Source organism: Burkholderia sp. AU17457, assembly GCF_002223255.1.
GTDB classification, from domain to species: domain Bacteria; phylum Pseudomonadota; class Gammaproteobacteria; order Burkholderiales; family Burkholderiaceae; genus Burkholderia; species Burkholderia sola.
Map to the genome: position 1 here is coordinate 782,416 of NZ_NKFB01000005.1, position 23,216 is coordinate 805,631.

The window sequence follows — 23,216 nt, forward strand, 5'->3', positions numbered from 1 at the left end:
TGGAGGTGTCATGGCCGATTGCCGTTCCGTTTCCGTCCCGGTTTCTCCCGTCGCGCTGGCGGCGCCGAGCCGCGCGACGGCGCGCGAGCAGCGCCTGACGCTGGCGCTCGTCGCGGTCGGCATGTTCATGGCGGTACTTGATTCGACGATCGTCAACGTCGCGCTGCCGGCGATGCGCACGAGCCTCGGCGCGACGGTCGCGGAACTCGCGTGGATCGTCGACGCCTATACGCTCAGCTTCGCCGCGCTGATCCTCGCGGGCGGTGCGCTGTCCGACCGGTTCGGCGCGAAGCGCGTGTACCTTGCCGGCTTGGCGCTGTTCGTCGGCGCATCGGCGGCGTGCGGCGTCGCGTCGTCGGTGGCGATCCTCGTGGCCGCGCGTTTCGTGCAGGGCATGGGCGCCGCGCTCTTTTTGCCCGCGTCGCTCGCGATCGTGCGCAGCACCTTCGACGTGCCGGCCGAGCGCGCGCGGGCAATCGCGGTGTGGGCCGGCATCGCGTCGGTCGCGGTCGCGGTGGGGCCGGTGCTGGGCGGCATCCTGGTCGACGATTTCGGCTGGCGCAGCGCGTTCCTGATCAACGTGCCGACCGGCGCGGTCGCGTTTGCCGGCGCGGCGGCGCTCGTTCGCGCCGCGGTCGCGCGGGACGTGCGCCACTTCGACTGGGCCGGCCAGTGCGTCGGGGCGGCGGCGCTCGGCGCGCTGTGTTTCGCGGTGATCGAATTGCCGACGCGCGGCGCCGGCGCCGCGGAGGTCCGCGCCGCGTTGTTGCTCGCCGCGCTCGCCGCCGGGGTGCTGGTCGTCGTCGAGCGGCGCGCCCGCCATCCGATGGTGCCGCTCGCGTGGTTTCGCAATCGCGTCTTCGTCGCGATGAACCTGATGGGCAGCCTCGTCTATGTCGGCTACTTCGGGTTGCTGTTCGTGCTGAGCCTGTACCTGCACGGGCGCTTCGGCATGAGCGCGCGGCAGATCGGGCTGACGCTGCTGCCGTTCGCGTTGAGTCTGTCGCTCGGCAATCTGCTGTCGGGAAAACTGCATGGCCGCGTTCGTCCGGTCACGCTGATGGCGAACGGCCTCGCGATGGCGGCGCTGGCCATTCCGGCGATGGCGCTTGCGCTCGCGCTGCATGCGCCGTGGCCGGTGGTCTGGACGGCCATGGCCGCCTTCGGCACGGGGACCGCGCTGTCGGTCGCGCCGATGATCGCGACGGTGCTCGAACAGGTGCCCGCCGACGCGGCGGGCGTGGCGTCCGGGTTCCTCAACGCGGCACGGCAGGCCGGCAGCCTGCTCGGCGTGGCCGTCGCAGGCGCCGCGACGATACTGTTGCCGGATCTGACCGATGCGCTGTGGGCGGTCGCGGCGCTCGGCTGTGTCGCCTATGCGATTGCCGCGTTGGCCGCAAGGACGGCCGGCCGCGCGGAAGCCACGCAACCACGCCGTTGACGCGTGACGGGCACGGTCGTTGCGCACTGGCCGGCAGCCGCCGTGCATGGGCGTGCGGCACCGCGGCTGGACGCCGTATGAAATGTGGAGGACCATTTCATGACGGTGCCGCGACCGGACGGACACGCGTTTCGTCCGGCCGCGCCGCATCGAATCCTGCCGAACCCCGTCGAACGGAACACCATGGAACCCATTCACGAGACAGCCGAGCCGATCCTGCTGCGCGACGCGCACGACGGCGTCGTCACGCTGCGCCTGAATCGCCCGCAGCAGTTCAACGCGTTGTCCGAAGCGATGCTGTCGGCGCTGCACGATGCATTCGACACGCTGGCTGCCGATCCGCACGTGCGCTGCGTCGTGCTGGCCGCCGAAGGCAAGGCGTTCTGCGCGGGCCACGACTTGCGCCAGATGCGCGGCAAGCCCGAACTCGACTACTACCGCACGTTGTTCGCGCAGTGCAGCCGCGTGATGCTCGCGATGCGCGCATTGCCGGTGCCGGTGATCGCGCGCGTGCACGGCATCGCGACGGCGGCCGGGTGCCAGCTCGTCGCGGCATGCGACCTCGCGATCGCTGCCGATACCGCGCGCTTCGCGGTGTCGGGCATCAACGTCGGGCTGTTCTGCTCGACGCCGGCCGTCGCGTTGAGCCGCAACGTCGCGGCCAAGCGCGCGTTCGACATGTTGGTGACCGGCCGTTTCGTCGATGCGGCGACGGCTGCCGCGTGGGGGCTCGTCAACGAAGCCGTGCCCGAGGATGCGCTCGATGCGGCCGTCGCGCGCAAGGTCGCGGAAATCGTCGCGAAGAGCCCCGCCGCGGTGCGGGTCGGCAAGCAGATGTTCTATCGTCAGCGCGAGTTGCCGCTCGACGAAGCGTATGCGTACGCGGGCGACGTGATGGCGCGCAACATGATGGAAGAGGATGCGGGCGAGGGGATCGACGCATTTCTCGAGAAGCGCAAGCCGACGTGGCGTTCGTGATGCGTTGACGGAAGCGGGCGGGCAGCGAGTGCGTTGTCTCCCGACGGTGCGTGCAACGCGCTACGACGTGGCGCGTTGTCGCCGGTGCGCGAAGGCGGTTCGCCGCAAAGCAGACGGGCCGCCAGGGCGGCCCGCAAGCAAGCGGAACGGCATGCGCGGCGAGACGGTCACGCACCACCGCATCCGTGGTATCGCCGCAGGGCCTGCCGGTCAGCGTCCGTAGCTCCCCGTCCGCAGCGCCGGCTGCACGGTCGACGCGCCGGGCGGCACGATCACGACCGGCACGCGGCGCGCGAGCGCGCACATCAGCTCGTAGCCGATCGTGCCGCTGGCTTCCGCGACATCGTCCACCTTCACCTGGTCGCCCCACAGCTCGACGCTCGAGCCGATGCCCGCGTTCGGGCACGGCGTCAGGTCGACGGTCAGCATGTCCATCGACACGCGGCCGACGACGCGCGTCATCACGCCGTCCACCGCGATCGGCGTGCCGGTCGGCGCGTGGCGCGGATAGCCGTCCGCGTAGCCGCACGCGACGACGCCGATCCGCATCGGCCGGTCGGCCGTGAAGCGGCGGCCGTAGCCGACGGTCTCTTCGGGCGCGAGCGTCTGCACGCCGATGATCTTGCTGGTCAGCGTCATCGCGGCCGTCAGCGGCGTGTCGGCGATATGCCGCGCCGCGCCGGTCGGCGATGCGCCGTACAGGATCGTGCCGGGCCGCACCCAGTCGCGGTGCGCACGCGGATGCCACAGCACGGCCGCCGAATTCGACACCGAGCGCTCGCCCGGAATCCCGGCCGTGGTCGCGTCGAACTGTTCGAGCTGCCAGTCGACTTCGCCTTCGTCGGCGTTCGCGAAATGCATCATCAGCGTGATCCTGCCGATCGACGGCGCGCTGGCCGCGCGTTCCCACGCGGCGCGGAACGCGGCCGGCCGGTAGCCGAGCCGGTTCATGCCGGAATTCATCTTCAACTGGATATCGATCGGCTGCTGCGGCTTCGCGGCGATCAGCAGGTCGAGCTGTTCGTCGCAGTGCACGGCGACCGTCAGTCGATGACGATCGGCCAGTTCGACATCGGCCGGCTCGAAGATTCCTTCGAGCAGCAGCACGGGCTTGTCCCAGCCGAGTTCGCGTACGCGCACGGCTTCGTCGAGATCGAGCAGCGCGATGCCGTCGGCAGCCGCGAGGCCCGGGTAGATCCGTTCGATGCCGTGTCCGTACGCATTGGCCTTGATCACCGCCCACACGCGCGATTGCGCGGTGGTGCGGCGGATGAAGTCGAGGTTGTGGCGGACGGCATCGGGGCGGATATAGGCGACGATGGGGCGGGGCATGGCAAGGGCTCGGGTCGGATGTCGTTCGGCGCAGGGCGGTGCGGGGGAAAATGGCTGGCCCGGCGCGGGAGCGCGTCAAGCCAGTGTTGAGCGCTATCTTATTGGTGTTCGACCAGTTTTAATTAACGTATTTGTCGGCGATTTGGTGGAAATTTTGGTGCCCGCGCGGGCCGAGCCGGTCGCCCGGAACGCCTTGCTCAGCCGAGTCTCCCGTCTAGAAAACCCGTGCGCGAACGGCACGGCGCAATGCTAAGCTCTCGCGATCTTGTCATTGATCAATGTAAGCATAACGGAGGAGACTTTGATGACGACGTCCCAGCTGTGCCTGTTCATCGTGGCGCTGTTGCCGTTCCCGATGACGTTTCTCGCCAAGGCCCGCAAGGGCTACGACAACCGTACGCCGCGCGATTACCTGGCCAAGCTCGAAGGCTGGCGCGCACGCGCGCAGGCCGCGCATCAGAATTCTTGGGAAGCGCTCGCGCTGTTCGCGGTCGCGCTGGTGGTGGCTTGGCACAACGGCGCGAACGTGCATCGTGTCGACCAGCTCGCGATCGCGTTCGTCGCGATCCGCGTCGTCTATGCGCTGATGTACCTGCTCAACTGGGCGTCGCTGCGTTCGCTCGTGTGGTTCGGCGGAATGGCGTGCGTCGTCGGGCTGTTCTTCGCGACGCCGTAAGCGGGCGCCCACAGGCAACGCGCAGCCGACGTTGCATGCCGGCCCGTCACGCGCCGCCCGCGCCTCGTGCGTGACTGTCGTTGGATGCGGGCGCAACGATCTTCGACACGAACGGCGGCGCATCCGCTTCGCTGCGCAGGAACGCGATCAACGGATCGAGCAGCCGGTGCCGCGTCGACGGATGGCGGCGCAGCACGAAGCGCCATGACGCATCGCGCGCGAGGCCCGGCACCAGCGGCACCAGGCGCCCGCTGCGCAGTTCGGGCTCGATCAGCGGCACGCGGCCGAGCGCGATGCCCGCGCCGCCGACGGCCGCGCCGATCACCTGGCTGAAGCTGCTGTAGCGGACGATCTTCGTGTCGAAGTCGTCCGGCAAGCCGAAGTGCACCGCCCAGTTGCGCCAGTCGATCTCGGGGCTGTCCTCGTGCATCTCCTGCAGCAGCCGCGAGCGGCATACGTGCTCCGATGCGTACGGAAACAGTTCGGGGCTGCAGACCGGAAACACGGTTTCCCGTATCAGCACGTCGTCGTCTGCGCGCAGCCGATGCGCGGGCACGTGCACGATCGCCAGATCGACGCTGCTGCGCGCGAAATCCGGCTCGTCGTCGAGCACGACCGCATGCAGCGGGGTGTCGGGATGCAGCGACGAGAATTCCGCGAGCCGGCGCGCGAGCCACATCGACGAAAACGGCGCGTTGGCGGACACGGTGAGCCGTTGCGCGGTGCCGCGAATGTCGGCGCACGCGTCGGTCAGACGCGACAGCGCATCGCCGACGGCCGGCAGCAGACGCGCGCCGGCCGGCGTGAGGCTGATGCCGCCGAGCCCCGTGCTGCGTTCGAGCAGCCGGGCGCCGAGCGATTCCTCGAGCGAACGGATCTGGTGGCTGACCGCGCTGGTCGACACGTTCAGCTCGGCCGCCGCGCGCGCGAATCCGCCGAGGCGGACGGCGGCCTCGAAAGCACGCAGTGCGCTGAGGGGAGGAAGGTGCGACATGCGGGGTATTGTAGTTGACTCAACACCCGTTGAAAAATCATCTTTTGCCGCGCGCGGGCGGCGCGGGTAGCCTCGATCCGGTCCAGAAAAACGCAACGAAACACCGACCGGAGGGCTGCATGTATTTCGACCGACGACTATGGGCAATGATGGCGGGACTGCGCTGGCGGGTGGCGGCGGCCGTCGCGCTCGGGCTGCTCGCGATGGGTGTCGGCATCCTGCGCTTCGTGTTTCTCGGCCGCGTGCTGGCGCTGGTGTTTTCGGGCGCGCCGGCGCGCGGCATCGGCGAGGCCGTCGCTGCAACGGCAGCTTGCGTGCTGTTGCGTGCATGGCTCGACCATCGCCGCACGGTGCTCGCGCAGCAGACGGCGGGCCGCGTGCAGGCGACGCTGCGCGCGCGGCTGTTCGACCGGATCGCCGCGCTCGGCCCCGCATGGTTCAGCGGCGAACGCACGGGCGGCGTGATGCTCGCCGTCGTCGACGGCGTCGAGCAGTTGCAGACCTTCTTCGGCGTCTATCTGCCGCAGCTCGTGATCGCCGCGTGCGCGCCGCTGATGATCTTCGCGGTGCTCGCATGGTGGGACGTGCCGACGGCGGCGATCCTGCTGGTCGCGGCGCTCGTCACGCTCGCGCTGCCGCAGCTCGTGCATCGCGCCGACAAGCGCGCGGCGCTCGCGCGTTCGGCCGCGTTCAAGGCGTTCGGCGAGGAGTTTCTCGACGCGGTGCAGGGCCTGCCGACGCTGAAGGCGTTCGGGCAGAGCACCGCGTTCGGCGCGAAGCTGGCCGCGAAGGCGCGCGCGCTGTCCGACAGCACGTTCTGGGTGCTCGCGCTCGGGCTGCTGACGCGGCTGTTCACGGATCTCGGCACCGGCCTCGGCGCGGCCGCGGCGATCGCGGTGGGCGCGTGGCGTGTGCAGCACGGCGACATGAGCCTCGAGGCGCTGCTGATCGTGCTGATGGCCGGCAGCGAGATCTTCCGGCCGCTGCGTGACCTGCGTGCGGTGCTGCATCAGGGGATGATCGGCCAGTCGGCGGCGAATGCGATCCATGCGCTGCTCGACGCGGGCAGTCAGGCGCCGGCCGCCGACGCGCTGCGCGTGACGGGCCTGCGGCCGGAGATCGCGTTCGACGACGTCAGCTTCGCGTATCCGGGGCGCCGCGCGGACGCCCATGCGGCGCTGAGTTTCTCGGTGCGCGAAGGCGAGACGGTCGCGATCGTCGGGCCGAGCGGGGCCGGCAAGTCGACCATCGTGCGCCTGCTGCTGCGCCAGCACGACGCGCAGGGCGGCGCGGTCCGGATCGGCGGCCACGACGTGCGGACGCTCGATGCCGACCAGGTGCGCGAGATGATCGCGGTCGTCGCGCAGGATGCGACGTTGTTCGACGGCAGCGTCGCCGACAACTTGCGGCTCGGCCGCCCGGACGCGAGCGACGCGGACATGATCGCGGCCGCGCGCGCGGCCAACGCGCACGATTTCATCTCGGCGCTGCCCGACGGCTACGCGACGCGCATCGGCGAACGCGGGCTGATGCTGTCGGGCGGCCAGCGCCAGCGCATCGCGATTGCCCGCGCGCTACTGCGCGATGCGCCGATCCTGCTGCTCGACGAGGCGCTGTCCTCCGTCGATGCGGAAAACGAAGCGCTGATCCAGCAGGCGCTCGACCGGCTCACGCGCGGGCGGACGACGCTCGTGCTCGCGCACCGGCTGTCCAGCGTGATCGGCGCCGATCGCATCCTGGTGCTCGATCAGGGGCAGGTCGTCGACGAAGGGACGCATGCGGCGCTGATCGCGCGCGACGGCCCGTATCGCCGGCTGATGGGGCCGCAGCTGGAAGCGGTCGCCGAATCGGTCGGCGCGACGGCGGCGGTCGGCGCGAGCGCGCGAGCGTCGTCGGGCCTGCAGGTGCGGCCGCTGAACGACGACGCGGCGACGATCGGCTGGCCGGAGACGGTGCAGACGCTGCTGCGCTTCGTGCGGCCGTGGAAGGGCAAGGTCGTGTTGACCGTGCTGTTCGGGATCGGCCGCGTGCTCGCGTTCATCGGTGTCGGCGTGATCGGTGCGCGGGTGGTCGGCGCGGTGCCGACCGGTCACGTCGGTACCGGGCTCGTGACCGCGCTGCTCGTGATCGCGCCGGTCGCGGCCGTGCTGCACTGGCTCGAATCGTGGCTCGCGCACGACATGGCGTATCGGCTGCTCGCGGAAATGCGCATCGCGCTGTTCGCGACGCTCGAACGGCTCGCGCCGGCCGGGCTGCTGCGCCGCCGTTCCGGCGATCTCGTGGCGCTCGCGACGCAGGACGTCGAGACCGTCGAATATTTCTACGCGCATACGCTCGCGCCCGCGTTCGTCGCGGTGCTCGTGCCGGCTGGCGTGCTGGTGCTGCTCGCGTCGGTCGCGTGGCCGCTCGCGCTCGTGCTGCTGCCGTTCCTGCTGTGGGCCGGGCTCGCGCCCGTGCTGGCCCGGCGCGACGTCGACCGGCTCGGCACCGGCGCGCGCGAAGCGCTCGGCCAGCTCGGCGCGCATCTGACCGAAACGATCCAGGGGCTCGCGGAACTCACCGCGTTCCAGGCGATCGCGCGCCGACGTGCGGCCTTCGTCGCCGAAGTCGATGCGTACCGCCGGCAGCGCGCGAAGCTGCTCGACGATCTGTCGACGCAAAGCGCCGCGCTGGAAGTCGCGAGCGGGCTCGGCGGGCTGGCCGTCGCGGCGCTCGGCGCGTGGTTGTGCGCACGCGGCGGGTTCCCGCGCGAGTCGTTGCCGCTGCTGGTACTGGTCGCGGTGGCCGCGTTCATGCCGGTGGCCGAGATCGGCCAGGTCGCGCGCCAGCTTGCCGACACGATCGCGTCGACGCGTCGCTTGCGCGCGCTGGAGAAGGAGCCCGTGACGGTGACGGACGGCGCGCACGCGATGCCGGGCAATTCGGCGGTGCGGTTCGACGCGGCGTCGTTCACGTATCCGGGACGCAGCGTGCCCGCGATCGACCGCGTGAGCTTCGAGGTGCCGGCCGGCAGCACGGTCGCGCTGGTCGGCGCATCGGGCGCCGGCAAGTCGACGATCGCGAGCCTGCTGCTGCGCTTCTGGGATCCGCAGCAGGGCCGCGTGACGCTCGGCGGCGTCGACCTGCGCGACCTGCGGCTCGACGATCTGCGGCAGCACATTGCGCTCGTTGCGCAGGATACCTACCTGTTCAACGATACGCTCGAAGCGAACATCCGGCTCGCCGCGAGCGGCGCGTCCGACGCGGACGTGCGGCGTGCGATCGACCACGCGGCGCTCGGCGATTTCGTCGCGCGGCTGCCGGACGGGCTCGCGACGCGCGTCGGCGAGCGCGGCGTGCAGTTGTCGGGCGGCCAGCGTCAGCGTGTGGCGATCGCACGCGCGTTTCTGAAGGACGCGCCGGTGCTGATCCTCGACGAGGCGACGTCGCACCTCGACACGATCAGCGAGCAGCAGATCCGCGCGGCGCTGGAGGACCTGATGACGCGGCGCACGTCGATCATCATCGCGCACCGCCTGTCGACCGTGCGCAACGCCGACCTGATCCTCGTGATCGAGCAGGGCGCGGTGATCGAGGCCGGCCGCCACGCGGAGCTGATCGCGCGGCAGGGCGCGTATGCGCGGCTCGTGTCGCATCAGGCGAGCGGGGTCGCGGCGTGAACGACGCGGGAGCGGTGCGCCGTCGTTCGCCGATGCCGCGCGCATCCCGCAACATGTGTTGAGACGGGCAGGCGGTTGCCGGCTTCGCGCGCACGGCCATCCCGGCACGGCGCACCGTCTTCTTTCCACGTACCGCCATCCACCGGCGCGCCACGCTCGCGCGGGGCGTTCTGCTCCGCCATTTTCCGGCATTCCTCCGATCTATCCGCACCGCGCGGCCCGGGCCTGTCTCGACGCATTTTTTTGTTGCGGACTTTTTTGTTGTCGTAGTATCGCCATTGACAACACTTGTTGCGTTAAGGTCTAATTCAACATCGCATGTTGCGGTGCGGCTTGATGTCGTCGTTCCGCCGGCCCGTTGGCCGGTTACATCGCTCAATCATGCGGAGAGAAACCATGAGTCGCCGTTCCTTCCTGAAAGCCGTCGCGGTCGTCGCCGCGCTCGGCGCCAGCCTCGCGCACGCGGACACCAAGACGCTCGTCGTCGGGACCGATACGTCGTTCATGCCGTTCGAGTTCAAGCAGGGCGACAAGTACGTCGGCTTCGATCTCGATCTGTGGGCCGAGATCGCGAAGGACCAGGGCTGGAAATACACGATCCAGCCGATGGATTTCGCGGGCCTGATCCCGGCGCTGCAGACGCAGAACATCGACGTCGCGTTGTCCGGGATGACGATCAAGGGCCATCCGGTCGAGCTGATCGACCGGCCGCCGACGCCGCGCCTGAAGGAATTCCTGAAACACGTGTCCTGAACGGAACCGAACCCTCCGACATGCCGCTTTCCCTTTCCCCCGTCATCGCCGGCACGCCGTTCGACATCGGCGTGCGCCTGGGCGAGCTTGCCCGCCCGGTATTCGATACGTACATGCAGCAGAGCAGTGCATGGCAGGCCGTGCGCCGCTGGCGCGGCCATCCGTTCGTCGATGCGCTGCGGCAGGCCGCGCTCGCCGCGTACCCCGATCTCGTCGCGGAACTGGACGGGATCGCGGCGGGCGTCGATTGGCATGCCGACGACATCTTCCTGTGGAATTGCCGCGGCGAACTGATTCACGACGCGCCAGATGGTTGCACGACGCTCGCCGCGCGCGAGGCGAACGGCACGCGCTGGATCGCGCACAACGAGGACGGTGATCCGTACCTGCGCGAACGCTGCCTGCTCGTCGACGTGCAGCCGGCGGGCAAGCCGGGCTTCATCAGTTTCTACTACCCCGGCTCGCTGCCGGGCCATACGTTCGCCGCGAACCGCGCGGGCATCGCGCAGGCGATCAACAACCTGCGGATCCACACGCCGGCGCCGGGCGTGCCGCGCATGATCCTCGCGCGTGCGGTGCTCGACGCGACGTCGCTCGACGCGGCGGCCAACGTGCTGCGATCGCATGCGCGCGCGAGCGGCTTTCATCACACGATCGGTGCGACCGGCGATGCGCGACTGTTGAGCATCGAGGCGAGCGTCGCACGCTGTTCGATCGTCGATGTCACGCGCCTCACCGGCCACGCGAACCATCTCGTGCATCCGGGGTGCGACGCGGACGCGCAGATCGTCACGCAGTCGTCGGTTGACCGCCAGCGCCGCGTCGACGCGTTGACACCCGGCATCGACACGATCGACGAAGCCGCGCTGTTGCGCGTGCTCGGCGATCGGGCGCCGGAAGGGCTGCCGATCTACCGCGACGATCCGGCCGATCCCGACGACGAGAACACACTGGCGACCGCGGTGTTCGCGATTCATGACACCGCGATCGACTTCACCGTCCATCAACACGGCGCGCAGCGCTTCACGACGCGCATCGTGCCGTCCGGACACGCATCCAGCGCGTCCTGATCCATGAGGCCACGCATGACGACCGTTTTCCATCGCGCCCCGCGCGCCACCTTGCCCGTTGCCGTCGCAGGCGACGGCATCGAGATCATCGATTCGACCGGTAAACGCTACATCGACGCGTGCGGCGGCGCGGCCGTATCGTGTCTCGGCCACAGCAACCAGCGCGTGATCGACGCGATCAAGCGGCAGGCGGAGCAATTGCCTTACGCGCATACGTCGTTCTTCACGACCGACGTGGCGGAGGAGCTGGCCGACCGGCTCGTCGACGGCGCGCCGGCCGGGCTCGACCACGTGTATTTCGTGTCGGGCGGTTCCGAGGCGATCGAGGCCGCGCTGAAGCTCGCACGCCAGTATTTCGTCGAGAAGGGCGAGCCGCAGCGCCGCCATTTCATCGCCCGGCGCCAGAGCTATCACGGCAATACGCTCGGCGCGCTCGCGATCGGCGGCAACGCATGGCGGCGCGAGCCGTTCCTGCCGCTGCTGATTGAAGCGCACCACGTGAGCCCGTGCTATGCGTACCGCGACCAGCAGGCGGGCGAAACCGACGAAGCGTACGCGCAGCGTCTGGCCGACGAGCTCGAACGGAAGATCGTCGAACTCGGCGCGGAAAACGTCGCGGCGTTCGTCGCGGAAACGGTGGTCGGCGCGACGGCCGGCGCGGTGCCGCCGGTGCGCACGTACCTGAAGAAGATTCGCGCGGTATGCGACAAGTACGGCGTGCTGCTGATCCTCGACGAGATCATGTCGGGGATGGGGCGCACGGGTTACCTGTATGCATGCGACGAAGACGGCGTCGCGCCCGATCTGCTGACGATCGCGAAGGGGCTCGGCGCGGGCTACCAGCCGATCGGGGCGACGCTCGTCAGCGACCGCATCTATCGCACGATCGTCGACGGCTCCGGCTTCTTCCAGCACGGGCACACGTACCTCGGCCACGCGACCGCGTGCGCGGCCGCGCTCGAAGTGCAGCGCGTGATTGCGGAAGACAAGCTGCTCGACAACGTGAAGGCGCGCGGCGAGCAACTGCGTGCGTCGTTGCGCGAGCACTACGGCGCGCATCCGCATGTCGGCGACGTGCGCGGCCGCGGGCTGTTCGTCGGCGTCGAACTCGTGCGCGATCGCGACACCAAGGCGACGTTCGAACCCGCGCTGAAGCTGCATGCGGCGGTCAAGCGCGAAGCGATGCAGCGCGGGTTGATGGTGTATCCGATGGGCGGTACGATCGACGGCGTGCACGGCGATCACATCCTGATCGCGCCGCCGTTCGTGTGCACCGCGCAGCAGATCGACACGATCGTCGAGCGGCTGTCCGGCGCGATCGGCGCGGCGCTCGCGTCGGCCGGCGCGTGAACCCGACCTCACCGATTCCTCACCATGACAGACCGACTGCCTCCTTTCGATCCCGCGTCGGCCACCGACGAACAGAAGGCCGTGCTCGCCGATATTCTCAGCGGCCCGCGCGGCAATCTGAACGGGCCGTTTCTCGGCTGGATCGCGAGCCCCGAGCTGGCCCAGCATGCGCAGAAGCTCGGCGCGTTCTGCCGCTATCGCACGGGGCTGCCGCTGCGCCTGTCGGAGCTCGCGATTCTCGTGACGGCCGCACGCTGGCGCTCGCAGGCCGAGTGGCACATCCATCATCCGATCGCGCTCGAGGCCGGCGTGCCGGCCGCGACGGCCGACGCGATCCGGCTTGGCGCCGCGCCCGCATTCGAATCGGACGACGACGCGCTGATCCATGCGTTCGCCACCGAGCTGTACGATACGCGCCGCGTGAGCGATGCGACGTTCGCACGTGCGCGGGCGCGCTTCGGCCACGAGACCGTGGTGAATCTGGTTGCGCTGCTCGGCTATTACGCGCTCGTCGCGATGACGCTCAACACGTTCGATATGCGCGCAGACGGACAAACTGCTTTGCCGTTTCCGGAATAATCACCGCAGGCGCGTGCGTCGGTAGCCTGCCGCGCCCGCATGCGGATTGCGTGGAAAAGCCCGGATACACGGGCTTTTCTGCGTTTCGGCACGGATCGATCGGCCATCGCGCCGCGCTGTGAGGTATACACCACACGACCTCACCGTCAGAGCAAGAAATTTTTCCCGTATCTAGAATTCCGGCAAACGGCTTACGGGGGAAATATCGATGCGCTGGGTCCTGTTGATCGTGTTCATTGCGTGTGTCGTGTACACGCATCGGCGCGGCAAGGTGCGGCACCGGTTGTTCAGGCAACTATCCGACCACTCGACCTTTACCGCACCGCTGAACTGCTTTTCGTACGCGTTCTCGTCGGTGCCGACTACGCCGTTTCTCGACACCGATCATTTTCCGGAGCTCGCGGTGCTGCAGCGCGAATGGCGCACGTTTCGCCGCGAAGCGCTCGCGTTGCGCGACGCGAGCCGGATCAAGGCGTCGGGGGAGTACAACGACATCGGCTTCAATTCGTTCTTTCGCCACGGCTGGAAGCGTTTCTACCTGAAGTGGTACGACGCGCCGCATCCGTCCGCGCAGGCGTTATGTCCGCGCTCGGTCGAGATCCTGTCGCGGATTCCGTCGATCAAGGCGGCCATGTTCGCGCAGTTGCCGCCGGGCGGGAAGCTCGGGCTGCATCGCGATCCGTATGCGGGCTCGCTGCGCTACCACCTCGGCCTCGATACGCCGAACGACGATGCGTGCCGGATCGTCGTCGACGGCGAGTCGTATGCGTGGCGCGACGGCGACGCCGTGATGTTCGACGAGACGTACCTGCACTGGGCCGAAAACCGCACCGTGCACGATCGCGTGATCCTGTTCTGCGACGTCGCGCGCCCGATGAAATATCGCTGGGCGCAACGCGTCAACGATGCGGTCGGGCAACTGCTGATGCGCGCGGCCGCATCGCCGAACGAAACGGGCGATCGCACGGGCGGGCTCAATCGCGCGTTCCGGTACCTGTATGCGATTCGCCGCGCCGGCAAGCGGCTGAAGGCGTGGAATCGCACCGTGTACTACATCGTCAAGTGGCTGCTGTTCGGCGGGATCGCGGTCGCGATCTTCTGCATCTGACCGGCGAGGGAGGGCGCTCCTTCTCGTCTGACGATAGCGCGGCGCGGCGTCGCACGGCGTCGACGGCCTGGCGCCGTCAACAATGCAACCAAATGTATTCGTGCGAGATCAACGCGGATTGGCCGCGTATGATGGCTTGTTCACGTCGATATGTCGGTGAGCAAGCATGACGAGTACCCGTAAAACCATGATGATCGCCGGCGGGCTCCTGGTCGCCGCGGCCGGCACCGCGTACGTGATGCTCCTGCGCGCGGACCACCGCGCGATCGAAGACGCCGGCATCGGCGATTCGGCCGCGCCTGTTGCCGCGGCGCCGGCGAGCAACGATCATGCGGTGCAGGGCGCGATCGCGCCGCCGGCACCGGCTGCTGCGACAGCACCGAAACAGGCGGCTACCGCGCCGCCTCCCGCCGCACCAACAGCACCAGCCGCACCAACACCCGCGCCGGCCGCAACCGCGCGCGTCGTCGCCGCGCCTGCGCCGGCTCCGGCGATTCCAGTCGTCAGCGACAAGCCGCAACGCGTGACGAAGCCGGCTGCGCCGCCGCCGAAGGTCAATGTCGTGACGGTGGATGCGCAGGATTCGAACCCGCCGGCACCAGCCCCGACCGCGAAACCCACTCAGTCGGCTCCGCCCGCGCAAGTCACGCAACGCGCGCCGCGCAAGCGCGACGGCCTCGAACGCCACGCCGCCGCCGCGCCGCCGGCCGCGACGAAATCCGAAACGCCGGAGACCGCCGCGCTCGTCAGGGAATCGGCGAAGCTCGACCCGTCGTTGCCGCCGCCGTCGATGTCGTCGATTTCTGCGATGCCGGCGAGCACCGGTTCGTACCGGCACGGAAGTGGGTCGTCCGGCGCGAATCCGGTGGCGGCCGCGATGACCGAGCAGCTGGTCAGGCAATCGAGCAGTTTCAAGTCGACGGCGCCTGCGCCGGCGGACGGCAGCCCGGGCGCGACCAAGTAACCGCGAACGCCTTCGGCATAAAAAGCGCCCCGCACGCCGACCAAAGCATGCGGGGCCAAGAGAGACAAACCTTGATGTCGTCGGGCTGACGTCCGTCAGGCTGCGACCGCTTCCTCGGCTTGCGATTGAGCGGTTGCCACCGGCGCCACGTCTTGCCGGATCAGGTGGTCGAATGCGCCGAGCGACGCCTTCGCGCCTTCGCCGACCGCGATCACGATCTGCTTGAACGGCACCGTCGTCACGTCGCCGGCCGCGAACACGCCCGGCACCGACGTCGCACCGCGCGCATCGACGACGATCTCGCCATGCTTCGACAGTTCGACCGTGCCTTTCAGCCATTCGGTGTTCGGCACGAGGCCGATCTGCACGAACACGCCTTCGAGCTCGATACGCTGCGTGTCGCCCGAGCGCAGATCCTTGTACACGAGCCCGTTCAGCTTGCTGCCGTCGCCGGTCAGCTCGGTCGTCTGCGCCTGCGTGACGATCGTCACGTTCGGCAGGCTGCGCAGCTTGCGCTGCAGCACTTCGTCCGCGCGCAGTTGCGCGCCGAATTCGATCAGCGTGACTTCCTTCACGATGCCGGCGAGGTCGATCGCGGCCTCGACGCCCGAGTTGCCGCCGCCGACCACCGCGACGCGCTTGCCCTTGAACAGCGGACCGTCGCAGTGGGGGCAGTACGCAACCCCGCGGTTGCGGTATTCGCGCTCGCCCGGCACGTTGATTTCGCGCCAGCGTGCGCCGGTCGCGAGGACGATCGTCTTCGCCTTCAGCACCGCGCCGTTCGCGAGGCGGATCTGGTGCACGTCGCCCGGAATCAGCGCGTCGGCGCGCTGCACGTCCATGATGTCGACGTCGTACTGCTTCACGTGCTGTTCGAGTGCGGTCGCGAACTTCGGCCCTTCGGTTTCCTGTACCGACACGAAGTTCTCGATCGCCATCGTGTCCAGCACCTGGCCGCCGAAACGCTCGGCCACGACGCCCGTCGCGATGCCCTTGCGTGCCGAGTAGATCGCCGCGGCGGCGCCTGCCGGGCCGCCGCCGACGATCAGCGTGTCGAACACCGGCTTGTTTTCGAGCGACTTCGCCGCGCGTTCGCTCGCGCCCGTGTCGAGCTTCGCGAGGATTTCCTTCACGCTGCTGCGGCCCTGGCCGAACGATGCGCCGTTCAGGAACATCGTCGGCACGGCCATGATCTGGCGCGACTCGACTTCATCCTGGAACAGTGCGCCGTCGATCGCGACGTGGCGGATGCGCGGGTTGATCAGCGACATCACGTTCAGCGCCTGCACGACTTCCGGGCAGTTCTGGCACGACAGCGAGAAATACGTTTCGAACGCGTAGTCGCCGTCGAGCGCGCGAATTTGTTCGATCACGTCGTCGTCGAGCTTGATCGGATGGCCGCCCGTCTGCAGCAGCGCGAGCACGAGCGACGTGAATTCATGGCCCATCGGAATGCCGGCGAAACGGATGCCGGCCGGCTTGCCGGGCTCGCCGATCGAGAACGACGGCTTGCGCTCGGCGTCGTCGCGGCGTTCGGCCACGGTCACGCGATCCGTCAGCGACGCAATCTCGGTCAGCAGCGCCAGCAGTTCCTGCGATTTCGCGCTGTCGTCGAGCGAGGCGACGAGTTCGATCGGGCGCGTGATCTTTTCGAGGTACGCTTTGAGTTGGTTCTTGAGATTGGCGTCGAGCATGGCGTTTCGGATTCCGTATTGATCATTCTGGTCGGGCACGTCGTGCCGGAGGAGGGCACGGGCCGCGCGAGGCGGCCCGTGGCGATGCGTGTCACGCGCCCCGTGCGAGGCGCGCTGCGCCCCTTAGATCTTGCCGATCAGGTCGAGCGACGGGGTCAGCGTTTCCGCACCCGGCGTCCACTTGGCCGGGCACACTTCACCCGGGTGAGCGGCGATGTACTGCGCCGCCTGGACCTTGCGCAGCAGTTCGCCTGCGTCGCGGCCGATGCCGTTGTCGTGGATTTCGCACAGCTTGATCTCGCCTTCCGGATTGATCACGAACGTGCCGCGCAGCGCCATCCCTTCTTCCTCGATCAGCACGTCGAAGTTGCGCGACAGCGTGAGCGTCGGGTCGCCGATCATCGGGTACTTGATCTTGCCGATCGTGTCCGACGTGTCGTGCCATGCCTTGTGCGTGAAGTGCGTGTCGGTCGACACGCCGTAGATTTCGACACCCAGCTTCTGGAATTCCGCGTAACGGTCGGCGAGGTCGCCCAGTTCGGTCGGGCAGACGAACGTGAAGTCGGCCGGGTAGAACACGACGACGGACCACTTGCCCTTGAAGTTCTCTTCCGAGACGGGCACGAATTCGCCGTTGTGGTAAGCGGTTGCCTTGAACGGCTTGATTTGGGTGTTGATGATCGGCATCTGGGCAATTCCTTTTCGTCAGTGGTGAGTGGAGTGTTGCCAGTATCCGGGTTCACCCTGAACTTGTGAAATTGCTTGTTTCAATCCGCGGCATCGGGATTTTCTATCTGCTTCCGTCCCTTGATTGGCGGGGGCGGGGAGGAGGACGTTGACGTGGGTGGCGCCCGCTTGGCATGAGCGCGGGTCGGGGGGATGTGCTGGGAAGGCGTATGCGCTCGCGTACGCCGGCTTAGATCTGATACGGCACGCGAACGCCGGGTTCGGAGGGGGGAAAGTCCTTCGTGTTGCGCGATACGAGCAGCAGACCGTTCACTTGCGCCGATGCCCACACGATCGCGTCGCGCAGGCGTATGCGGCGGTCCTTGCGAATCGTCACGGCGCGATTCGCAACCGTGCTGTCGAGTGCGATGACATCGAACGACGAGAGCCATGCACGAATGGGTGCCTCGTCATTAGCGGACGTGCCGACGAGGACTTCCATCCACGAGATCATGCTGATTGCACGATAGTCGTAGCGGCCTAGCTCCGCACGGGCGGATTCCACGCCGCCCAGATAATCGATCAGGATGTTGGTGTCGAAAAGGGCTTTTACCATTCCGAGCGCAATTCCTCTTGATAGGCGAGGCCATCGATCGTGCGATCTTTCCAGAGACCGAAGACGTCGTCGGCAAGCCGGTGCTTGTTCAGGGCAATGTAGGCGTCGATCGCGTCGCGAATGATGGCGGCGCGGGGACGGTGTTGAGTCTCGACGATGACGGCCAACTCGTCGAGTTGGCCATCCGACAGATCGACCAGAATCCGGCTCATGGCAACCTCCGATATATGATATGCATATCATATATGCCAAGTTGAAAGCACGCAAGGCTCCCGGCAGGACGACGCGTCTATGGGGCCCGCTCAAATCCCCGCCATCTTCCGCAACCACGCCGCCAGCCGCCGCGCCCCGTCCGGCATGTCCGCGTCCTCGCGCGTGCACAGGTAGTAGTCGCGCCCGTCGTCGAGCGCGTGATCGAACAGTTGCACGAGCTCGCCGTTCGCCAGTTCGCGCTGGACCAGCGGCGCGCGCAGCAACGCGGCGCCGAGATCCGCGCGGGCGGCGCTCAGCGTGAGCTGGCCGTCCTCGAACATCGGCCCCACCGCGTGCGACACGTGCCGCACGCCGGCGCCGTGCAGCCAGTTCACCCACGTGCTGCGATCCTCGTCGTGCACGAGCGGCGCGCGCGCGAGATCGGCCGGCGTGCGGAACGGCCCGTGACGCTTCAGGAACGACGGGCTGCACATCGGCACCATCGCGCCCGGCAGCAGCCGCTCGCAGCGATAGCCGGGCCAGTCGCCGGTGCCGAAGCGGATCGACAGATCCGACGCATCGCTTCGGTAGTTGCGGTGGTGCGCGTACAGCACCGTGACGTCGACATCGGTGTTGTCGGCGAGGAACGCGTGCAGCCGCGGAATGAACCAGCCGATGCCGAGCAGCGGAATGAGGCTGACGGTGATCTGGCGCAGCGACGAACGGTCGCGCACGAAGCGCGTCGCGCTGCGCAACACCGAGAACGCCGCGCTGATCGAGCGGTAGTAGTCGCGTCCCTCGTCGGTGAGCGCGAGCAGCCGGCCTTCGCGTACCGTCAGCGGTGTCTGGATGAACGTCTCGAGCAGTTGCAGCTGATGGCTGACCGCCGACGGCGTGATGTCCAATTCGCCGGCCGCCGCGGTGACCGACCCGAGACGCGCAAACGCTTCGAACGCACGCACCGCGCGCAGCGGCGGATCGTGCGGCAATTGTTCGATATTTTTCATGTATCGAATTTTATCGAAAAGTCAGGGTAAGCGACAGAACAAAAATATTTCGTATTTACATGTAGATACGTTAATGTGTCGAGAACGGTATAAGCATCCAACAATTGGATATTTGGGGTTGGGATGTTGAATATTTAATATTTTTCATGTTTTAGATCCAGCCGACCGATCCCCGCACATGAAAATCGCTTTCCTCTCCGTCAGCCTCGCCTTCTCGGCGGCCGCCCTGGTCGCCACCGTTCCCGCGTTCGCGCAGTCCGCGCCGCAGACCGTCCTGATCGGTCTCGCCGCGCCGCTCACCGGCCCGTCCGCGCGGATCGGCAAGGATCTGCAGAACGGCGCGCAACTCGCGATCGACGACGCGAACGCGAAGCATCCGACCATCGGCGGCAAGCCGGTCGTCTACAAGCTCGTCGCGGCCGACGACCAGTCCGACCCGCGTACGGCCGTCGCGGTCGCGCAGCAACTCGTCGACCAGCACGTGATCGGCGTCGTCGGTCACTGGAACACGGGCTGCAGCGTGCCGGCGTCGCGCGTGTACCGCGATGCGGGCATCCCGCAAATCGCGCCGGCGTCCACCGGCCATCAATACACGCAGCAGGGCTACGCGACGGCCTTTCGCATCATGGGTCACGACGATGCGGGCGGCCACTTCACCGGTGCGTACGCGGTGAAGACGCTGAAGGCGAAGCGCATCGCGGTGATCGACGATCGCACGTCGTTCGGCGCGGGGCTGGCCGACCAGTTCATCCAGGGCGTGCGGGCGAACGGCGGCGCGATCGTCGATCGCCAATACGTGAACGACAAGACCACCGACTTCAGCGGCGTGCTGACCGCGATCAAGGGCAAGCGCGCGGATCTCGTGTTCTTCGGCGGCCTCGACGCGCAGGCCGCGCCGATCGCGCGCCGGATGCGCCAGCTCGGCGTGAACGCGCCGCTGCTCGGTGCGGGCGGCTTCGTGAGCCAGACCTTCCTGTCGCTCGCGGGCAAGGACGGCGACGGAGTGACGGCGCTCGAGCCGGGCCTGCCGCTCGACCGGATGCCGGGCGGCAACGCGTTCGACACGCAATACCAGGCTCGCTTTCACGCGCCGATCGAACTGCATGCGCCGTTCGCGTACGACGCGGCCGCCACGCTGATCGCGGCCGCGCAGAAGGCCGGCACGACTCAGCCGGCGAAGCTCGTCGCGGCCGTTCGTGCGATCGACCGGCCCGGCGTGACCGGGCGCATCGCGTTCGACGCCGAAGGCAACCTGAAGGACCCGGCTTTCACGATCTACCAGGTGCGCGGCGGCAAGTGGGCCGTCGTCGACGTGCTCGGCGGCTCGCGCACCGCGGCCAAGTAACGCCAAAACGACAAAACCAAGACGATTCCCATGACAGAAGCGAACCCGACATCCGCCGCACCCGAGGACACGCGCCTCGGAATCCTCGCGCGGCGCCGCATCGAGGCGGAAATCATCAAGCCGATCTACGAGATCATGAAGCGCGAGTTCGGCATCGAGCGCGCGCAGGCCGTGATCGCGGAAGCCGTGCGCGGCGCGGCCGTCGACGCGGGCCGTACGTTCGCCGCGCAGGAGCCGGACGGCACGAGCGTGAAGTCGTTCATCGCGCTGCAGGTGCTGTGGGAGAAGGACGATGCGCTCGACGTCGAGGTGCGGCGCGCGGACGACGCGCACTACGACTACGACGTGCATCGCTGCCGCTATGCGGAGATGTATCACGCGATGGGGCTCGGCGAGATCGGGCACCTGCTGAGTTGCGCGCGCGACAGCTATTTCATCCAGGGCTATGCGCCGGACATCGCGCTCACGCGCACGAGCACGATCATGCAGGGCGGCGAGCGCTGCGATTTCCGCTATGCGCTGCACGGCGCGCCGGAGAACGGCGATGCGTGACGCTACCGATACCGCGAGCGTGCCGCGCGTCGACGGCGACCGCCTGTGGGCGTCGCTCGAGCGGATGGCGCAGATCGGCGCGACGCCGAAGGGCGGCGTGTGCCGCCTCGCGCTGACCGATCTCGACCGCGAGTCGCGCGACCTGTTCGTGCAGTGGGCGCGCGACGCCGGCTGCACGGTGCGCATCGATCGGATGGGCAACGTGTTCGCGCGCCGCGCGGGTCGCCGTCCCGACGCCGCACCGGTCATGACGGGCTCGCACGCCGATTCGCAGCCGACCGGCGGCCGCTACGACGGCATCTACGGCGTGCTCGGCGGGCTCGAAGTCGTGCGCGCGCTGAACGACGCGGGCATCGAGACCGAGCGCCCGATCGACGTCGTGATCTGGACCAACGAGGAAGGTTCGCGCTTCGCGCCGGCGATGGTGTCGGCCGGCGTGTTCTCGGGCGTCTATACGCTCGAATACGGGCTGTCGCGCACCGACGGCGCGGGCCGGACGATTGGCGAGGAGCTCGAGCGGATCGGCTACGCGGGCACGGAGCCGGTCGGCGGCTATCCGGTGCACGCGGCGTATGAACTGCACATCGAGCAGGGCGCGATTCTCGAGCGGGCCGGCAAGACGATCGGCGTCGTGACCGCCGGGCAGGGCCAGCGCTGGTACGAGGTGACGCTCGCCGGGGTCGACGCGCACGCCGGTACGACACCGATGGCGTTCCGTCGCGACGCGCTGGTCGGCGCGGCGCGGATGATCTCGTTCATCGACGTGCTCGGCCGCCGTTACGCACCGGATGCGCGCGCAACGGTCGGGATGATCGAGGCCCGGCCGAATTCGCGCAACACGGTGCCGGGCGGCTGCTTCTTCACGGTCGAATTCCGTCACCCCGACGATGCGGTACTCGACGAACTGGACGCGGCGCTGCGCGCGGAACTCGCGCGCGTGGCCGACGAAGCCGGCCTCGGCGCGCAGGTCGAGCAGATCTTCACGTATGCGCCGGTGCCGTTCGCGCCGCGCTGCATCGACACGGTGCGTGACGCGGCGCGCTCGCTCGGGTTGTCGCACATGGACATCGTATCCGGCGCGGGCCATGACGCATGCTATGTCGCGCGGGTCGCGCCGACCGGCATGATCTTCGTGCCGTGCGTCGACGGGCTGAGCCACAACGAGGCCGAAGCGATTACCCCCGAATGGGCGACGGCCGGCGCCGACGTGCTGTTGCGCGCGGTGTTGCAGAGCGCACAGGAAGCGTAAGCGCGACGCGCGCGGCCGGGCAGCGGAGCACCCGCGTTACTTCGCTGCATTGCGCCGCGCCCTATACGCGAGATACGCGACGATCTGGTCGAGTTCGCGGTCGCTCAGCTGATCGGGCGGAAACGCCGGCATGCTGCGGCCCGGCCAGTCGCGCACCGACGCCGGGTTGCGGATGTAGCGGCGCAGCGCGGCGGGCTGGAAGTAGTCGACCGGGTTCATCGGCGTGTTCAGGTCGGGGCCGGCGTGGCTGCTCCCCGCGCCGTCGATGCGATGACACGCGAGGCATTGCGTGACGAACAGCCGCTGGCCCGCGCGGGCCGGATCGTTCGCGGGCAATGCGGCATCGACCGCGAGCGACGGCCAGCGTGCGAGCGGCGACGATTCGATCGTGATGCGCATGATCTGGTACGGCCACTGCTCGCCGCGCACCGACGACGCGTCCGGCCCGAGCCAGACGAGATAGAACGGCCCCGCGCTGACTTGCTTGCCGGGCAGCTTCGGCCACGGACGGGCCGGATCCTCGATCGCGAGCCACGGGGTCGCGCCGGCCGGCGCGCGCCGGCGCACGAGATCGAGCGGCAGCTGCGCGGCGAACCCGTCGGCCGCGCGCGTTTCGAGCACACCGTCGTCCGGCAGCGGCGTGTCGCCGAGCAGCGCGGCGAACGGCACCGCGCGGAACGTCATCGGCCGGCCGTATGCGATGTCGCGCGGCACGTGGATGTCGGCCGCATCGGCGCGCGCGAGCAGCGTCTGGCGGCTGACGGCGCGGGCCGTGCCGTCGGTGTCGAGTTCGAGCGTGGACTGGGCCGACGCGGGTTGCCCGAGCAGGCAAACCGTCAGCAGCACGAGCGAAAACCACTGGCGCTTCAGCATTCGTTCTCCGGGAAGGGGCGTTCCGGCGGCGGCAGGAGGCGGGACGCCGCGGCCGATGGAAGGAATCGGGCGACAGTCTATCCGGTACGGGCGGCGCTGGCGAATTCGGCACGGGAAA

20 protein-coding genes and 1 pseudogene are annotated in these 23,216 nt (G+C 68.3%); 13 read left to right on the forward strand and 8 right to left on the reverse strand.

Annotation, left to right across the window (positions count from 1 at the left end):
- Positions 1–10 precede the first annotated feature (10 nt).
- Both CFB49_RS20805 and CFB49_RS20810 read left to right on the forward strand, forming a co-directional pair.
- Complete coding sequence (locus CFB49_RS20805; protein ID WP_089492191.1) at positions 11–1,441, forward strand: MFS transporter; 1,431 nt, start codon at positions 11–13, stop codon at positions 1,439–1,441.
- Positions 1,442–1,624: 183 nt separating this feature from the next.
- The gene (locus tag CFB49_RS20810) at positions 1,625–2,419 is read left to right on the forward strand and encodes an enoyl-CoA hydratase (RefSeq protein ID WP_069618333.1); all 795 of its coding nucleotides are present in this window, start codon (positions 1,625–1,627) and stop codon (positions 2,417–2,419) included.
- A 210-nt stretch (positions 2,420–2,629) separates the two neighbouring features.
- Here the strand turns inward: CFB49_RS20810 and alr are convergent, their stop codons facing one another.
- On the reverse strand, positions 2,630–3,751 hold the full coding sequence (gene alr, locus CFB49_RS20815; RefSeq protein WP_089492192.1) for an alanine racemase: 1,122 nt from the start codon (positions 3,749–3,751) through the stop codon (positions 2,630–2,632).
- Positions 3,752–4,055: 304 nt separating this feature from the next.
- On the opposite strand from alr, the gene CFB49_RS20825 reads away from it, so the two are divergent.
- On the forward strand, positions 4,056–4,427 hold the full coding sequence (locus tag CFB49_RS20825) for an MAPEG family protein (RefSeq protein WP_069618331.1): 372 nt from the start codon (positions 4,056–4,058) through the stop codon (positions 4,425–4,427).
- Between the two features lie 46 nt (positions 4,428–4,473).
- On the opposite strand, the gene CFB49_RS20830 is transcribed toward CFB49_RS20825, so the two are convergent.
- A complete protein-coding gene (locus CFB49_RS20830; protein ID WP_089492194.1) occupies positions 4,474–5,421 on the reverse strand; it encodes a LysR family transcriptional regulator in 948 nt (315 codons plus the stop codon).
- A gap of 119 nt (positions 5,422–5,540) precedes the next feature.
- On the opposite strand from CFB49_RS20830, the gene CFB49_RS20835 reads away from it, so the two are divergent.
- The 7 genes and pseudogenes from CFB49_RS20835 to CFB49_RS20865 all read left to right on the forward strand — a co-directional run bounded on the left by CFB49_RS20835 (position 5,541) and on the right by CFB49_RS20865 (position 14,904).
- Positions 5,541–9,080, forward strand: coding sequence for an ABC transporter ATP-binding protein/permease (locus tag CFB49_RS20835; protein ID WP_089492799.1), 3,540 nt, complete (start codon positions 5,541–5,543; stop codon positions 9,078–9,080).
- Between the two features lie 396 nt (positions 9,081–9,476).
- Positions 9,477–9,785, forward strand: a pseudogene (locus tag CFB49_RS20840) (transporter substrate-binding domain-containing protein); the annotation flags it as partial.
- 68 nt (positions 9,786–9,853) lie between these two features.
- Entirely contained in the window at positions 9,854–10,903 is a 1,050-nt protein-coding gene (locus tag CFB49_RS20845) for a C45 family autoproteolytic acyltransferase/hydolase (protein WP_089492195.1), read from the forward strand.
- Between the two features lie 15 nt (positions 10,904–10,918).
- Positions 10,919–12,253: an aspartate aminotransferase family protein gene (locus CFB49_RS20850; protein ID WP_089492196.1), complete on the forward strand. Its 1,335-nt coding sequence runs from the start codon at positions 10,919–10,921 to the stop codon at positions 12,251–12,253.
- Between the two features lie 24 nt (positions 12,254–12,277).
- On the forward strand, positions 12,278–12,832 hold the full coding sequence (locus tag CFB49_RS20855; protein ID WP_089492197.1) for a carboxymuconolactone decarboxylase family protein: 555 nt from the start codon (positions 12,278–12,280) through the stop codon (positions 12,830–12,832).
- A gap of 208 nt (positions 12,833–13,040) precedes the next feature.
- Positions 13,041–13,940 carry a lipid A hydroxylase LpxO gene (gene lpxO / locus CFB49_RS20860; RefSeq protein WP_069618325.1) on the forward strand — a complete coding sequence of 300 codons (900 nt, stop codon included), beginning with the start codon at positions 13,041–13,043 and terminating at the stop codon, positions 13,938–13,940.
- Between the two features lie 166 nt (positions 13,941–14,106).
- Positions 14,107–14,904 (forward strand): extensin, encoded by a 798-nt coding sequence (locus tag CFB49_RS20865; RefSeq protein ID WP_089492198.1) that lies wholly within the window; start codon positions 14,107–14,109, stop codon positions 14,902–14,904.
- A gap of 95 nt (positions 14,905–14,999) precedes the next feature.
- Here the strand turns inward: CFB49_RS20865 and ahpF are convergent, their stop codons facing one another.
- The 5 genes from ahpF to CFB49_RS20890 all read right to left on the reverse strand — a co-directional run bounded on the left by ahpF (position 15,000) and on the right by CFB49_RS20890 (position 19,079).
- Positions 15,000–16,598: an alkyl hydroperoxide reductase subunit F gene (ahpF, locus tag CFB49_RS20870; RefSeq protein WP_069618323.1), complete on the reverse strand. Its 1,599-nt coding sequence runs from the start codon at positions 16,596–16,598 to the stop codon at positions 15,000–15,002.
- A 123-nt stretch (positions 16,599–16,721) separates the two neighbouring features.
- Complete coding sequence (gene ahpC, locus CFB49_RS20875; RefSeq protein WP_034179823.1) at positions 16,722–17,285, reverse strand: alkyl hydroperoxide reductase subunit C; 564 nt, start codon at positions 17,283–17,285, stop codon at positions 16,722–16,724.
- Positions 17,286–17,514: 229 nt separating this feature from the next.
- Entirely contained in the window at positions 17,515–17,880 is a 366-nt protein-coding gene (locus CFB49_RS20880) for a type II toxin-antitoxin system VapC family toxin (RefSeq protein WP_089492199.1), read from the reverse strand.
- Positions 17,874–18,092, reverse strand: coding sequence for a CopG family transcriptional regulator (locus CFB49_RS20885; RefSeq protein WP_069618321.1), 219 nt, complete (start codon positions 18,090–18,092; stop codon positions 17,874–17,876). Before CFB49_RS20885 ends, CFB49_RS20880 begins: the two co-directional genes overlap by 7 nt.
- Positions 18,093–18,182: 90 nt before the next feature.
- Complete coding sequence (locus CFB49_RS20890) at positions 18,183–19,079, reverse strand: LysR substrate-binding domain-containing protein (protein ID WP_089492200.1); 897 nt, start codon at positions 19,077–19,079, stop codon at positions 18,183–18,185.
- 178 nt (positions 19,080–19,257) lie between these two features.
- Between CFB49_RS20890 and CFB49_RS20895 the strand changes: the two genes are divergently transcribed.
- The 3 genes from CFB49_RS20895 to CFB49_RS20905 are packed head-to-tail and all read left to right on the forward strand — an operon-like array spanning position 19,258 to position 22,225.
- Entirely contained in the window at positions 19,258–20,424 is a 1,167-nt protein-coding gene (locus CFB49_RS20895; RefSeq protein ID WP_089492201.1) for a branched-chain amino acid ABC transporter substrate-binding protein, read from the forward strand.
- A 30-nt stretch (positions 20,425–20,454) separates the two neighbouring features.
- Positions 20,455–20,976: an L-2-amino-thiazoline-4-carboxylic acid hydrolase gene (locus CFB49_RS20900; RefSeq protein ID WP_089492202.1), complete on the forward strand. Its 522-nt coding sequence runs from the start codon at positions 20,455–20,457 to the stop codon at positions 20,974–20,976.
- Entirely contained in the window at positions 20,969–22,225 is a 1,257-nt protein-coding gene (locus tag CFB49_RS20905) for a Zn-dependent hydrolase (protein WP_069618317.1), read from the forward strand. The genes CFB49_RS20900 and CFB49_RS20905 overlap by 8 nt, the downstream gene beginning before the upstream one ends.
- Positions 22,226–22,261: 36 nt before the next feature.
- Here CFB49_RS20905 and CFB49_RS20910 read toward each other — a convergent pair whose 3' ends face one another.
- On the reverse strand, positions 22,262–23,098 hold the full coding sequence (locus tag CFB49_RS20910; RefSeq protein WP_089492203.1) for a c-type cytochrome: 837 nt from the start codon (positions 23,096–23,098) through the stop codon (positions 22,262–22,264).
- Between the last annotated feature and the right edge of the window lie 118 nt (positions 23,099–23,216).